Annotated in this window: 11 protein-coding genes and 2 pseudogenes; 7 read left to right on the plus strand and 6 right to left on the minus strand. The window is 75.4% G+C overall.

From position 1 onward, the window contains the following. Positions 1–194 precede the first annotated feature (194 nt). From UK82_RS13580 to UK82_RS13585, 3 genes and pseudogenes are all read left to right on the plus strand, one after another. On the plus strand, positions 195–812 hold the full coding sequence (locus tag UK82_RS13580; RefSeq protein WP_044883082.1) for a TetR/AcrR family transcriptional regulator: 618 nt from the start codon (positions 195–197) through the stop codon (positions 810–812). A gap of 555 nt (positions 813–1367) precedes the next feature. Next, positions 1368–1836 (plus strand): protein kinase domain-containing protein (locus UK82_RS37655; RefSeq protein WP_396230551.1); only part of this gene is annotated, 469 nt, incomplete at its 3' end. Position 1837: 1 nt separating this feature from the next. Beyond that, positions 1838–3890: pseudogene (locus UK82_RS13585) on the plus strand (PASTA domain-containing protein); the annotation flags it as partial. Between the two features lie 93 nt (positions 3891–3983). On the opposite strand, the gene UK82_RS13590 reads toward UK82_RS13585, so the two are convergent. Then, a complete protein-coding gene (locus UK82_RS13590; protein ID WP_173667281.1) occupies positions 3984–4934 on the minus strand; it encodes an SDR family NAD(P)-dependent oxidoreductase in 951 nt (316 codons plus the stop codon). A 258-nt stretch (positions 4935–5192) separates the two neighbouring features. Between UK82_RS13590 and UK82_RS13595 the strand changes: the two genes are divergently transcribed. Then, positions 5193–5792 (plus strand): TetR/AcrR family transcriptional regulator, encoded by a 600-nt coding sequence (locus UK82_RS13595; RefSeq protein ID WP_044883083.1) that lies wholly within the window; start codon positions 5193–5195, stop codon positions 5790–5792. A gap of 24 nt (positions 5793–5816) precedes the next feature. Here UK82_RS13595 and UK82_RS13600 read toward each other — a convergent pair whose 3' ends face one another. After that, positions 5817–7016, minus strand: coding sequence for a thiolase family protein (locus tag UK82_RS13600; RefSeq protein WP_044883084.1), 1200 nt, complete (start codon positions 7014–7016; stop codon positions 5817–5819). A gap of 50 nt (positions 7017–7066) precedes the next feature. Next, positions 7067–7462 carry a Zn-ribbon domain-containing OB-fold protein gene (locus UK82_RS13605; RefSeq protein ID WP_044883085.1) on the minus strand — a complete coding sequence of 132 codons (396 nt, stop codon included), beginning with the start codon at positions 7460–7462 and terminating at the stop codon, positions 7067–7069. A 507-nt stretch (positions 7463–7969) separates the two neighbouring features. Between UK82_RS13605 and UK82_RS13610 the strand changes: the two genes are divergently transcribed. Next, a complete protein-coding gene (locus UK82_RS13610; RefSeq protein WP_044883086.1) occupies positions 7970–8443 on the plus strand; it encodes an Lrp/AsnC family transcriptional regulator in 474 nt (157 codons plus the stop codon). A 79-nt stretch (positions 8444–8522) separates the two neighbouring features. After that, a complete protein-coding gene (locus UK82_RS13615) occupies positions 8523–9560 on the plus strand; it encodes a small ribosomal subunit Rsm22 family protein (RefSeq protein WP_128423237.1) in 1038 nt (345 codons plus the stop codon). Positions 9561–9589: 29 nt separating this feature from the next. Here the strand turns inward: UK82_RS13615 and UK82_RS13620 are convergent, their stop codons facing one another. Further along, positions 9590–10270, minus strand: a complete 681-nt coding sequence (locus tag UK82_RS13620; protein WP_055407528.1) for a HEAT repeat domain-containing protein — start codon at positions 10268–10270, stop codon at positions 9590–9592. Positions 10271–11134: 864 nt separating this feature from the next. On the opposite strand from UK82_RS13620, the gene UK82_RS13630 reads away from it, so the two are divergent. Continuing rightward, positions 11135–13228: a glycosyltransferase family 39 protein gene (locus UK82_RS13630; RefSeq protein WP_313949810.1), complete on the plus strand. Its 2094-nt coding sequence runs from the start codon at positions 11135–11137 to the stop codon at positions 13226–13228. A 159-nt stretch (positions 13229–13387) separates the two neighbouring features. Here UK82_RS13630 and UK82_RS42705 read toward each other — a convergent pair. After that, positions 13388–13788, minus strand: a 401-nt coding sequence (locus UK82_RS42705; protein WP_396230553.1) for an NAD(P)/FAD-dependent oxidoreductase, incomplete at its 5' end; no start/stop codon positions are given. Position 13789: 1 nt separating this feature from the next. Beyond that, positions 13790–14539, minus strand: a pseudogene (locus UK82_RS42710) (NAD(P)/FAD-dependent oxidoreductase); the annotation flags it as partial. Between the last annotated feature and the right edge of the window lie 2 nt (positions 14540–14541).

Here is a 14541-nt window from a genome sequence, read left to right on the forward strand (position 1 = left end):
AACTCCCTCGCGCCCTCGCCGCCCCCGGGCGGGTGCGCCGCGGGAACGCGGCGAGGGCCGTAGTGATCATGGTGTGACGCGGACGAAAGCGTGCGAACGCCCCCGGGACCGGCACCCCGGTCCCACAATGTAAGAGCGCACTCACTTCGATTGTATGGTGCACAGACGTCCAGGCGTCGGGACCGGAGGCGGCAATGATGGAGCCGGGCCGGACCTCGTACCACCACGGTGATCTGGCGGCCGCGCTGGTGGACGCCGCCCTCGACCTGATCGCCGAAGGCGGCCTGGTGGCGTTCTCGGTCGCCGCGGTCGCCCGCCGCGTCGGGGTGAGCTCGGCGGCGCCGTACCGGCACTTCCCCGACCGCGACAGCCTGCTCGCGGCCGCCGCCGCGGCGGCGGCACGCCAGCTCACCGGCCAGGTGCGCGCGGCCGCGGACTCCGCCGGCGCCGATCCGGTGGAACGCCTGGCCGCCACCGCCGGCGCTTACACCAGGTTCGTCGTCGAGCGCCGCGCCGGGATGGACGTCCTGTTCGCCCCGGGGCTGGCGGGCAGCCGCCACCCGCAGCTCGGCGCGCAGACCCGTGCCCTGCTCGACACGCTGCTCCCGCTGGTGCTGGCCCTGCCCGGGGTGCCGAGCTACCGCGACGCGCTCATCCTCGTCGAGCAGCACCTCGCCCAGGCCCACGGGCACGCCGTGTTCCACCTCGACGGAGTCTTCGCCCAGCACCGCCGCAGCGTCGACCAGGCCGCCGCCGCGTCCGTCGCCACGACCCGGATGCTGGTCGCCGGCCACGCCGCCGAGCGCCGCTGAACGCCGCTGAACGCGGCTGACCGGGCGGCGGGGGTACCCGAGGGCGGGTTGCCCGGCCACCCCTTCGGGGGACGTGCGGGCCATTGCCGGTCCGGGCTCGCCGGTTCGGTGACGGCGGACGGTCTCCCCGTGATTCCCATCAAAATGTCCGCCGATTGACCGAGTCCTGAGGTATCAGGCCGGTAATGCGCCGTGTCGGCGTCGGTATGGGCTCGGGCAATGACAACCGGTGTGCCATCGGCGGGAGGAGAGCGCCCGGCGCCGCGGCCGGTGGCCCGTTGCGCCACCCCCGGTGCCGCAGGCGTCACCATGACCGCCGCGCCAGCCTCCGTGGGCGCGCCGCACCGACAGCTCGGCTGGCCGTTTCGGGCCAGGCCGGGGCCCCTGCGGGGGAGTTGCGTCGGTGACATCGGCCCCGCCTCGGCGGCCTGCCGAAGCGGGGGGACCGCGCCGCCGGCGGTGTCGAGTAGGCGATAGGTACGGCCGGGAGGACGCGCGGTCACCGACAATTCAGCAGGCGCCCTGTGCCCGATTTTCGCTCGGCCGTAGGGAGAAATGGTGGATACGCGCGAGAACGTCGACGAGGTGACCGAGCCGCGGGAAAAGACGAACGGGCTCTCCACCCGCCCGGACCCGCTGCGCCCCGGCGATCCGCGCGAACTCGGCGATTACCGGATTCTCGGCCGGCTCGGCGAGGGTGGCATGGGCACCGTCTTTCTCGGCCGGGGCCGCGACACCGGCCTGGTCGCGGTGAAGGTCATCCGCGCGGACGTCGCCCGCATCCCCCGCTACCGTGACCGGTTCCGGCGGGAGGCCGCGGTGGCCCGCCGCGTCGCCCGCTTCTGCACCGCGGAGGTCCTCGACGTCGTCGACCCTCCGGACGGGCAGCCCTACCTCGTCACGGAGTTCGTCGACGGCCCGACCCTGGCCCGCGCCATCGCCACCCACGGCCCGCTGGGCTCGGCCGACCTGGAACGTGTCGCGGTCAGCGTCGCCGCGGCGCTGACCGCCATCCACGGCGCGGNCCTGGTGCACCGCGACCTCACCCCGACGAACGTGCTGCTGTCCCCGCTGGGCGCGCGGGTGATCGACTTCGGGCTGGCCCGGGTCACCGACGAGGCGCCCAGCGGGCCGTCGGGCCGGGTCGCGGGAACGCCGGCGTTCATGTCGCCCGAGCAGGCCCGCGGCGAGACCGTGACGAGCGCCGCCGACATCTTCTCGTGGGGCGGCCTGGTGATCTTCGCGGGCAGCGGGCGCAAGCCGTTCGGTGACGGCCCGACGTCGGCCCAGCTACGCCGGGTCCAGCACGCCGATCCCACGCTCGGCGACCTCGATCCGGCGCTGGCCGCCGTGGTGCGCGCGGCGATGCGCCGGGAGCCGGGCCGCCGGCCCACCGCCGAGGAGCTGCTGCGCCGCCTCGTGCGCCCCGGCGACGCCGCGGAGACCATCGTCACCAGCCCGCTGGACATCCTGCCGCCCCGGCTGGGCCCGAGCACCGCACCGCCCACCTCGCCCGCCGCCTCGCGAACGTCGCCCAGGCCGGAGTCGGGATCCGGCTCCGGCCCGGCGGGGACGGGATCGGCCCGCGGACCCGCGGTGGCGGGGCCCGGCCTTGCCCCGGCGGTGGCGGGGCCTGGCTCCGCGCCGGCGGGGGTGGGGTCCGGGTCCGCGCCGGCGGGGGTGGGGTCCGGGTCGGTGCCGGCGGGTTCGAAGTCCGAGTCGGCGGTGAGGTCGGGTCCCGGCTCCGCGGTGGCGGGGGTGGGGGCGGGAAGAAGGCCGGGCTTTGCGACGGGACTGGCGTTGGCACGGTCCGAGCCAGGGCCCGACGGGGGAGTCCGTGTCGCGTCCGATCGAGCACCGGCCACCCCGGGCGGATCCGTGCCTCCGGGCGGAGCCGTGTCCTCGGATGGATCTGTGCCCTCGGGCAGACCGATGCTCGCGGGCGGACCCAGGTCCGGAATCGGTGCGACGGCGCCGGATCTGACGCCGGTCGCCGTGCCCGGCCCGGCGACCGGTCCGCTGGACCTGGTGCTGGTGGGCGCGGCCGGTCCCGCCGGCGATCCGGGGTCGGCCGGCCGGCGGCGGGTGCGGCTGATGACCGCCGCGGCCGGTGCCGTGATCGCGGCCGCGCTGATGGTCATCGGACTGCTCGTGCACGCCCACGGCGGATCCGCCCGTGCCACCGCGACGGCGGCCGGGCAGGTCGCCGTGCCCGGCGGGCATGGCGGCGTGACCGTCGCATCGGCCGCGGGCGGCAACACCGCCCCCGCCACCCGACCGGCCACCCGACCGGCCGGCGGCCACGGCGACGCCGGCACCGGCGCGCCGACGAGCGCGGCCGATCCCGCCGCCCACACCGATCCCGCCGACGCCTCGCCGGGCACGGACGGGGTCACCATCCCGGACGTGGTCGGCCAGGACGCCGCCGCGGCCGAGACCGCCCTGCGTGCGGCCGGCTTCGACACGGTCGAGCGCGCCTACCGGGCCGGCAGCGGCGCCCGCGGCACCGTCGTCGCGACCGACCCGTCGGCCGGGACGACGCCCACCCGCGACGCCACCGTCACCCTGACCGTGTCGACGGGGCCAAGCACCGTCACGGTGCCCGAGGTCGTCGGGCAGGACGCCGCGGACGCCCGCGCAGCGTTGCGCGCCGCCGGCCTCACCGTCGTGCAGCGGCTCAACTCCGGCCCGTCCACCGCCGACGCCGGGCAGGTGGACGCCGTCACGCCGAGCGCGGGCACCCGGGTGGCGGCCCGCAGCACCGTCACCATCACCGTGGCCAGCGACACGGTGACGGTGCCCGATCTGCACGGCCGTCCGGCGGGAGAGGCGCAGCGCACCCTGACCGACCTCGGTCTCACCGTCGTCCAGCACCCCCGGCCCGAGGACGATCCGCCCGGCACGGTCATCGGGCAGACCCCGGCGTCGGGTGGCGTGCCGCGGGGGTCGACCGTCACCCTCGACGTCGCCCGCCCCACCGCGACCGGCTCGCCGAGCCCCCCCGCCGCGACCGGGGGACCGGGCCCGTCGACCACCTCCCCGCCGCCGTCCCGGCCGGCCCCGCCGCTCGCGCCCTGACCGCCGGCCGCCGGCCGCTGACCGCTGGCGGTCGGCCGCCGGCCAGGCTGACCCCTGGCGGTCGGCCGGTGGCGCGGCGGCGCGGCGGCGCGGTCAGCCGGCCAGGGTGGCGAGGCTGACGTCCCACAGCCGCGCGGCCGAACGCGGGTCGAGGGCGTAGTCCGCCACCCCGGTGCGGGTGCCCGGCTGGTTCGGGCCGGCCTCGTTGCAGTCCTCGAAGTACCGGCCGCTGACCCCGTCGACCAGCGGCGACGCGGCGAGCAGCACCGAGGTCGACGCCCCCTGCTCGGGCGTCTTCCAGGAGATGCCCCCGCCACCGGCGCCGGCGGCGCTCTGGGCCCGCAGCCGGTCGAGCTCGGCGTCGGTGACGTGGCGCTGCAGCTTCGTGCGGATGCCGCCGGGCATGAGCGCGTTGACGGCGATGCCGTCGTCCGCCCACCGCCGGGTCGCCTCGACGGCGAACAGCACGTTGGCCGTCTTCGACTGCCCGTAGGCCGACCACGGCTCGTACGGCCGCGCGAGGAAGTGGATGTCGTCGAAGACGACGTCGGAGCGCAGGTGCGCACTCGAGCTCACCGACACCACCCGGGCGCCGCCGGCTGCGGCCAGCGCCGGGCGCAGGCCCGTCGTCAGCGCGAAGTGCCCGAGGTGGTTGGTGGCGAACTGCAGCTCCCAGCCCTGCGACGTGCGGGTCTCCGGCGCGGCCATCACCCCGGCGTTGTTGACCAGGATGTGCAGCGGGCCCTGCCAGCCGTTGACGAACGCGGCGACGGAGGCGGGCTGCGCGAGGTCCAGCGGGGCGACGGTGACGTGGTCGTTCCCGGTCGACGCGGTGATGTCGGCGGCCACGCGGGCACCGGCGTCAAGGTCACGGACCGTGATCGTCACCTGGGCGCCCGCGTCGGCGAGTGCCCGTGCCGTCTCGACGCCGATGCCCGAGGACGCGCCGGTCACGACGGCGTGCCGGCCGGACAGGTCGACCTCCGCCAGCACCTCGGCCGCGGTCGAGGTCGCGGAGAACGGTGTGGTGATTAGAGTGCTCACAGTAATGATCTTCCTGTGTGCTCGGCGGATCCGGGCGGAAGCCCGGCCGATATGATGGCGGCGGCGGGACGGCCGCGGCGGCGGCCCGTCCGGGCCGGGGCGCGCGGGCCTGCGGAACACTCGGTCGGTTCCGGTGGGGGCGAAGCTCCCGGCCGCGAAGCCCAGCCTAAGTGGAGCCGCCTCCACTTAGCAACGTGGTCACCGAGCGTTCGCTGGCCGCGCAACGGTCCGCCCCACCTGGCCGCGGGGAGGAGAGCGATGCCGGCGCACGGCAGGACCAGGCCGTTGCGGGCCGACGCCCGCCGCAACCGCGACCAGGTCCTCGACGCGGCCCTGCGGGCCTTCTCCGCGGGCGGTCCGGGCGTGCCGCTGGAGGCCGTCGCGCGGGACGCCGGGGTCGGCATCGCCACCCTCTACCGGCACTTCCCGACCCGCGAGGCGCTCGTCGAGGCGGTCTACCGCGCCGAGCTCGGCCGGCTGTGCGACGCGGCGCCGGCGCTGCTGGGCCGCCTGCCGCCGGCCGCGGCCGTCCGCGCCTGGATGGACGCCTTCCTCGACTACACCACCGCCAAGCGGGGGATGGCCGACGCGCTGCGGGCCGTCATCGCCTCCGGCAGCGATCCGTTCGCCCACACCCGCGAGCGGATGGTCGCCGCCGTCACCTCCCTGCTCGCCGCCGGGGCCGCCGCCGGGACCGTCCGCGCCGACGTCGACCCGGTCGACGTGCTCACCGGGCTCGCCGGCGTCACCCTCGCCGCCGGCGAACCCGCCCAGCGCGCGCAGGCGGGGCGCCTGCTCGACCTGTTCATGGACGGCCTGCGCCCCCGGACCGCCCCGCCGCCCGCCGCGGCGCGGTAGGCGGGGCGGCCCGGACGCGGCGGCTCAGGCGGCGCGTTCGAGGATGTGCACCCCGCAGGCCGAACCCAGCCCGATCACGTGGGCCAGGCCGACGCGGGCCCCGGGGATCTGCCGGTCGCCGGCCTCGCCGCGCAGGTGGGTCGCCACCTCCCAGATGTTCGCGATGCCGGTCGCCGAGATCGGATGCCCCTTGGACTCCAGCCCGCCGGAGACGTTCACCGGCGTCGACCCGTCCCGCCAGGTCGCACCCGAGTTGAAGAAGTCCACCGCGCCGCCCTCCGGGCACAGCATCAGGTTGTCGTAGTGGACCAGCTCGGCGGTGGCGAAGCAGTCGTGCAGCTCGACGAGGTCGAGGTCCTCCGGGTCGACGCCGGCGGTGTCGTAGGCGCGTCGCGCGGCGTTGCGGGTCAGCGTGTTGACGTTCGGCAGCACCTGGCAGGCCTCCTCCCACGGGTCGGTGGTCAGCACCGAGGCGGAGATCTTCACCGCCCGACGGCGCTGCTCGGGCGCCAGGGTCTTCAGCGCGGCGCCGGTGACGAGCACCGCCGCGGCCGCCCCGTCGCAGTTCGCCGAGCACATCGGCCGGGTGTTCGGGTAGGAGATCATGACGTCGTTCATGATCTCATCCAGGGTGAACCGGCGTTGGTAGGAGGCCAGCGGATTCAGCGTCGAGTGGGCGTGGTTCTTCTCGGAGATCCGGGCGAACAGCTCGAAGCTCGTGCCGCCGTAGCGGTGGCCGTACTCCATGCCGATCTGGGCGAAGACCCCGGGCATCGTCTCGGTGCCGATGCGCCCGTCGAGCGGGCCGACCGCGCCGAAGCGGCCCTGCGGCGCCCAGGCGGCGGAGTCGCCCGCCCGCTCGCCGCCGGCGAGCAGCCCGGCGCCGGCGAGCTTCTCCACGCCGACGGCGAGCCCGAAGTCCGCCTCCCCGGCGCGCAGCGCCATGTGGACGACGCGGATCGCGGTCGCCCCCGTCGCACAGGCGTTGGCCACGTTGTAGACGGGGATGCCGGTCTGGCCCACCTGCTTCTGTAACGCCTGGCCGATCCCGCCGCCGCCGCGCAGGTTGCCGGCGGCGAGGACGCCGATCTCCCGCATGGTGATCCCGGCGTCCGCGATCGCGTTCATGGTCGCCTCGGCGGCCAGGTCGATCAGGTCTGCGTCGGGGTGCTTGCCGAACCGCGTCATGCTGATGCCGAGGATCCACACGTCGTCGCTTGCCATGTCGTCTCTCCTGCCGAAGGTGTGGGGCGGGTTCCGGGACGCCGAGGGCCTCAGGGACGGGGCTCGAACCCGAAGCTGATCGCCTCGGTGCCGGCCTGGTCGACGCCGACCGGGGTGAGCGCGAGGCGCACCTTCATCCCCAGGCGCACCGCCTCGGGCGTGGGCGCGACGTTGATGAGGTTGGCGCGCACGCTCGTGCCGGCGCAGTCCACCGTCGCCGACACGAACGGCACGGGTACCCCGGGGGCGGCGTGGGCGACGATCGTGAACGCGCGCACCTCGCCCTCGGTGGAGACGTCCACCTGCGTGAAGGAGGTACCGAAACAGCTCGCGCACGCGTTGCGCCGGTCGAAGAAACGCGCGCCGCACGCGGTGCATTCGCGGGCGACCAGGTGCGGTCGTTCACCCAGGACCAGATAGTCGACGAACGGGACGGTCTGCGGCACGGGGGGTGCTCCTCACGGGTCGGATTCCGTCCCCGGCCGGCCGACCGGCGGACGCGTGGGTGGTCCGCCGCGGGACGGGCCGTGGTGGTGGCGGTGGCGGATCCCACCCCGGCCGCGGCCCCGGGGGCGCGGCCCACCGATCACCCTCCACCCCTTGTGGGCTTACCACCCGGTCCAGGCAGCGGCAACCGGTCGGCGGCCCTGGGGGCGCGACCGCTCCGCGGCGCGCTCGCGCACCAGACCCGGCCGTCTGACGGTGCTCCACCGCTCGCCCGGGCCCGGCTCAGCCGTTCGCAGCGCCGTGCGGCGGCACCGTGTCCGGCCCGAAAGTGCCGGACGCGCACATCACGCAATCCCTCCGTCTGCGTTTTCCCTGGTCGGGGGTTCCCTGGACGAGACCCACTCGGCACAACCCGCCCGATACCGGGACATGTTGCTACTATGTCGCGACCGCAATAAATACTCCGAGGGCGGGTCATCAATGCCCTGACGGCGAGGGGAATCGGCTTGGACGAGCTCGACCGGGCCTTGTTGCGCCTGTTGCAGCAGAATGGCCGGCGGACCAACCGGGATCTCGCCCTGGCCACCCATGTGGTGCCCTCGACCTCCCTGCAGCGGGTGCGCGCGCTGGTGGAACGGGGCATCATCAGCGGGTTTCGCGCCGAGGTCGATCTCGCCGCGATCGGCCGGCCGGTGCAGGCCCTGATATCCGTGCGGGTCAGGCCGCCCTCCCGGCCGGTGATCGAGGCTTTCCGTGCCTGGGCGGCCGACCTCACCGAAACGGTGAGCCTGTTCTCCACGACCGGAACCTTCGATTTCCTCCTGCACGTCGCGGTGCCGGACGTCGACGGGCTCTACCGCCTCGTCATCGACCGGCTCACCGCCCGGCCCGAGGTCTTCGACGTGCAAACAAGCCTGGTGTTCGACCACCGCCGCTCGGCCACCGTCGAGCCGATCGAACCGGCCGGCCCGCCCGAATAGCGCCGCGGCGGCCACCGTCGCGGTAGCGGTGCGGCGGGATGGTGAACAGCGCTGCCGGGGCGGTGGCTACGCTGCGGGCGTGGCCGATCGGGATATGAGCCGCGGGTACGACGCCGACCCCGCAAAGGGCGGCGGCACCGGGACCGGACAGATGGGCGAGGGCCGTTCCTCCGTGCGGCACCTGTCGCACGCCTATCGCGAACTGTCCGCCCGTTACCGGTCCGGCGCGGACACCCCGCCCGACGGGACGCTGACCGCCGACCACGTGCGGGCCTACGTTGCCGCCCGGTTGCCGGCCACCCTCGCGGTCAGCCGCGCGGTGCTGGCCGAGGTCGCGGCCCGCCGGCCGGACTGGCAGCCGGCCAGCCTGCTCGACCTGGGCGCCGGGCCCGGCACGGCGGCCCACGCCGCGGCGGAGCGGTACCCCGGGCTGGCCCGCGTCGACCTGGTCGAACGGTCCGCGCTGATGATCGACGCCGGGCGCCGACTGGCCCGCGCCGACGGCCCGCCGGCGCTGCGCGCGGCCCGCTGGCACCGCGGCGACGTGCAGATCCCGCCGCCGGTGACCGCGGACCTGACCGTCGCCGCCTACCTGCTTGGCGAGCTGCCCGCCGCGAGGCGCTCCGCGGCGGTGGCGGCGTGGTGGCGGGCCACCGCGGGGGAGCTCGTCCTCATCGACACCGGCACCCCGGCCGGCTTCGCCCGGATCCTCGCCGCCCGAACGGCGCTGCTCGCCGCCGGCGCGACGATCACCGCCCCGTGCCCCGCCGACGGCGCCTGCCCGCTGCCGCGCGGCGACTGGTGCCACTTCGCCCGCCGCGTCGAGCGCAGCGCGCTGCACCGGACGACGAAGGACGCCGCCCTCGGCCACGAGGACGAGAAGTACACCTACCTGGTGGCCTCCCGGCAGGACCCCGCGCACGCCGGCGGGCGGGTGCTGCGTGCCCCGGCGGCCCGCTCCGGCCACGTCCGGCTCCTGGTCTGCGCCCCGGACGGCCGGCGGGACGTCGTGGTCGCCCGCAGCGCCGGCGCGGACTACCGGTGGGCCCGCCGGGCCCGCTGGGGCGACGCCGCCCCGCTCCTGCCCGCCGCCCGTCGCGGGACCGCAGGAAGGTGACCACGTACGCATTCCATCTATCGGTGTCGTCAGCAGCCCATCGAGCCGAGCGCGATGATCCGGTTCGCCTCGTCGAGGGCGGAGTCGAAATCGGCCCCCGGGTCGTGGCGGAGCAGCTCCGTGGCGCGAGCATGCGCACAGACCGTCGGGTCGGCACTTGCCCTTGCCGTCTGCAGGGCCGGCTCGATCACGTCTCCGAGTGCGACGAGGGCCCGGCTGAGACTCAGGTGCATATTCCGGTCGCCGCGACCGAGTTGCGCGGCCAGGTCCGCGGCCAGCCCTTTCTTTTCCCCGGCGGGCACGAGGATGACGGCGGCACGCCATGCGCTTCGCGCGACCTCGTCGTTGGCGTCGTGCAGCAACGATCGCGTGATGGAGGGCCACGCACTCCCGTCCCCGATTTTGGACAGCGTGTGCAACGCCTGGCTTCGGGCCGCAGCGCGCTTGGAATGCAGCTCCGTGCGGAGTCTGGGCACCGTGATCTCCGTTGGGAGACGGGTCAACGCCCAGGTGAGCATGTCGCGCACGAAGAAGTCCGGCTCCACCGCGCACCGTTCCATGAGCGCCTCGAGGAGATCGGGGTCGGGGTTCGTGTCAACCGCCAGGGTCGCCTGGAGCCGCGTCGACGAGTCTGCGGCGCTCAACGCGTCGAGTAGGCGGCTGTCCGGTGCGGTCCTGCGCGTCGCGCTGATGGGGACCACCTCCTGCATCGAGTGCGGACCTTATCACCGTGTTGATGTCAAGTGCGTGATGTCCGGGGCGAGCAGAGGCTTGGCCAGGAAAGCCCGGTGGACATCCGTTCCCCCAGCCGCACAGGTCATAGTGCCTCGGGCCGATCAGGACGGCGCAGGAACCTCCATTCAGCCGGGGCGGGCGACAAAGGTCGCGTCGACCTTGCTGCTGTATNGGCCGTATCCGTGGGGAACAGGAACATCCGGTCTGCTGATCCGCCACATGACGGACACAGCAATAAGCCGTCGACTGCGCCACCCGTGGTGGCGGCCTGCGCCCTGGCCTCGGCGCCCACCGCCGCCGTCGCACCCTCGGCACCGCAGGACCGACAGGAGCCGGACCTGCGCGGTCCGCGTGGCACCCCGGCCGGGTCACCCAGCGGCTGCCTGATCGTCGTCGACCTCACCCCGGCCGGCGGCAGATCTCGATCACCCACAGTCACGGCCGCCTTCGTCTCGTCCGGTGGGTGAGCCGTCTGTGCTACCCCGCGGACCCGTCGCCGCAGGTCGGGACGCCGCCGACAAACATGGCGTGGTGCCGTGGACACCCCACGCGAAGACCCAGAAAAGGTGCGCTCTACTCTGATGGCGCGATTCCGCGCGGGCGGCACGGGACGGTCCACACCACGGAAGGCGACCGCGGCGGGAAGGATCCGCCGAACTCGGCGGCACGCGGCGGCCGCAGCGATGTGATCCGGAACGGGATGGGCGGGGGAGATGGGCGCGGGCTCACCACCGTGGGCGCGGGCGCGCAGGGCGGCGGTCGGGTCGTCGGCGGATGCCCCGTCCCCGTCAACGCCGACGCCGACGCCGACGCCGAATCCCGGTCCGGCGACGCTCCCCGTGCCGAGACAGCCCACCAGCCCGGCGGCGCGGCCCGCGGCGGACCGGCGGGTGCGGCTGCGGCGGCGGTCGGGCCCGGGCGGGCGGGTCGGCGGGTGGGGCCGCGGGCCGGGCCGGGCGGCCTGGTCGCGCCCGGCGGTCACCGTCGCCGTGATCTGCGCCTGTTCGTTCACGGTGAGTCTCGTCCTGCAGGCGACGCTGTACCGGGACGGCTCCGGCGACGCCGACGAGGCCGCCTACGTCCTGCAGGCCCGGATGCTGCTCGACGGGCACCTCACCCTGGACGCCGCGACGATGGAGCCGTTCTTCCGGCCCTGGCTGACGGGCGAGCACGACGGCCGGCTGTTCACCAAGTACCTGCCCGGCTGGCCGGCGCTGCTCGCCGCCTCGCAGGCGGTGTTCGGCACCATGGCGGTCGCCCCGGCCCTCGTCGCCGCCGGCTGGGTCGCCGGGACCTACCGGCTGGCCCGCGAGCTGCTCGACGACGCGGCGAGTGCCGTGCTGGCCGCGGCCCTGCTGGCCGGGTCGCCGCTCGTCGTCGTGCACACGGCGCTGCCGCTGGCCTACGCCTGCGGCGCGGCCACGCTCACCCTGGCCAGCGCGGCGCTGCTACGGGGGGCCCGCACGGGCGCCCGGCGCTCGCTGCTCGGCGGCGGGGCCGGCGCGGGCTTCGCGCTGCTGCTGCGCCCCTTCGACGCGGTGCTGGTGCTGACCGGGGTGGTCGTGTTCGCGCTCGCGCGGTTACGCCGCCAGCCGCGGGCGATCCCTGCGCGGGTCGGCTGGGCGGTCCTCGGCGCGGCGCCGTTCGTCGCCGTGCTGCTGGTGTTCTGCCGGCTGGTCACGGGCTCCGCCCTGCGGATGCCGCTGTCCGCCTCCGATCCGCTGGACCGCTTCGGCTTCGGTCCCCGGCGGATCCTGCCGTCCGAGCCGACGTTCGCCTTCACCCGCCACCTCGCGCTGCGGGCCCTGCAGCAGACCTGCACCGCCGCGCCGGGCTGGCTGTTCGGCGGCGTGGTGGTGGTCGCGCTCGCCGCCGTCGGCGCGGTGGCCGCGCGGCGGCGGGCGCAGCGGCTGCTGCTCGTGGCGACGGTGGCCGCGGTCGTCGGCGGATATCTGTTCTGGTGGGGCTCGGCGTTCGCGATGCCGGGGCTGCGCGACGGGCTCGGCCCGCACTACCACCTCGCCGCGCTGACACCGATCCTGATCCTCGCCGCGGACGGCGCCCGCCGCCTGTGGTCGGCCGCCGCCGCCCTCCCGCGGGCCGCCGTGCTGCGGCCCACCGCGGCCGGCGTGGTCGTGGTGACGATGGTCCTGCTCACCGCGTCGGCGGTGCCCGGCAAGGTCGACGGGCAGCGCTGGGTCAACGACCACAACGCCTTCCTCGCCGCCCTGCTCCCGGACCGCTACCCCGCCCCGGCGGTGGTCGTCGTGACGCCGCAGGTGCCCAGCCGGTACACCCAGGTGCCGTACCAGACGCTGCGCAACCGGCCGGACCTGCACGGTCGCGTGCTGTACGCGGCCGACCTCGGCCCCGCGACGGCGACCCTGCCCGACCGCGTGCCGGGTCGGGCGCTGTACCGGCTGCGCCCGGATGAGATCGCCGACCCGGCGGCGCCCGCCAGCTTCTACGGCTCGTTCACCGCGCTGCGTCAGGTCGGCGGCGAGCGGATCCGGGTTCACCTGGTCGCTCGCCTGCCCGCCGGCCCCGCGGCCGCGGCCGGCGCGGCCGCCGCCGGCGCGGCCGCCTACGTGCGCCTGGGCGCCCAGACCCGGATCTTCCCGGCGACACCGGCCGCCGCGTCGGTGATCGACGCGACGGTGGTGGTCACGTCGGGGGAGCCGGCGGGCGCGGGGGAGATCGGCGTCGGCGCGGCGACGCTGCCGGAGGAACTCGTCGTCGGACTCGTCCAGCCGACCGCCGCGGGCCCCGCCCGCTGGGAGGAACGCATCCCGCTGGCGCGCCGGCCTACCACGGGTGCGCTGACCCTGCTCACCCCCGGACTGGGCTGGCGCCAGGTACCCGGCCGCGCCGCGGCGGGATGGCTGCCCGCCCCGGTCCGCCCCACGCTGGCCGTCGCCGTCGGCCTCGACTGATCCGGCCCGCCGCCCGCCGCCCGCGGCCGACACCACAGTCGACTCCACTGCCCGGCGCGATGCTGGCGCGGAGCCGGGTTCCTCGGTCAGCGATCCGTGGCCCAGGGCGGGTAACGAAACCCTCCTGACGCGATACCGGGAGGGTGACTACAGCGGAAATCAGGCCACGTCGTGGCGGCGCCGCCAGAAGGTGCTTTCGGTCCACCGGCGTTCCTGGCGGTAGACCTCGGTCGAGTTGCGCAGGTAGGTGGCAGTCACTCGATCGATGAAACTCCGGTAGGCCTGCAGTGCGCGAGAGTTTCCGGCCAGGTCCTCGGCGATGGTGAGGCCCGCGCGGAACCCGGAGTGCAGGGCGTTGAGGATGCCCTGCGAGGACAACGGATCGACGGCGAGCGCAGCGTCGCCCACCGCGAGCCAGGCGGCTCCGATCGGTGGGTCAAGGTACCGGCCGGCCGCGGGTGACAGGCGTGGGGACGTGGCTGCCCGGTCCGGGTCCGCCCGGTGCCGCAGGTGGTGGGTGTGCTGGGCCGCCGCCAGGAATCCGCCTGCGGTCTGTAGCGNGGGCGGGACGAGGTCCACGTCGGTGAAGAAGGCGACTGCCCGCTGGCCGGTCGTTACCAACGAGGTGTACCACCAGCCGCCGGGCCTGGCTTCCACCAGGGTTCTGGCGTCGGTGTCACCGGGAACGGGCTCGAGGAGGATGGATGTCGCGATCAGCCGGTCGTACCGGTGGCGAACGGCGCGGCTGCGGGCGAGCAGCGCGCGGCGCCCGGTGGCGTCGACCAGCCAGCTGGCCGTGACCTCGGCGGAAGGCTCTGGGGCGGCAGCGCCTTGGGTGACGCCGTCGTCGTCGGCGGCCGGACGATCTGGCCGTATCCGCCAGCCTCCCGCGGTACGGGCGAGGTGGCGTACGACCGCGGTGCGCACGTCGGCGCCCGCCCGCGCGGCGTGATCGCGCATCATGCTGTCAAAGCTGGCCCGGTCAAGGTGCCAGCCGTGGCCGTGTGGATCGAAGACGTGGTCCACGCCCTGGAGACCGGCTGACCCCCACGCGGCGTTGGTGCCAGGGCAGGGCAGGTGGCCCTCGGCCTGGAACGTGGTCCACAGGCCGAGGTCGCGCAGGATTGTCCGACCGACGGGCGGCAGGGTCTCCCCGGACCCGTGCCGTCCGGCGGGCTGCGGTCCGTGCCGCCCGGCGGGAGCCGCGAGCAGGAGCACCCGTCGGCCGGCACGGGCGAGGGTGAGCGCGGTCGCCGCCCCCGCGGGACCGCCACCGACCACCGCGACGTCGTACCTTCCGACCTCAGGCACTG

The sequence above is a fragment of the Frankia sp. ACN1ag genome, from assembly GCF_001414035.1.
In the GTDB taxonomy this organism is placed as follows: Bacteria; Actinomycetota; Actinomycetes; order Frankiales; family Frankiaceae; genus Frankia; species Frankia torreyi.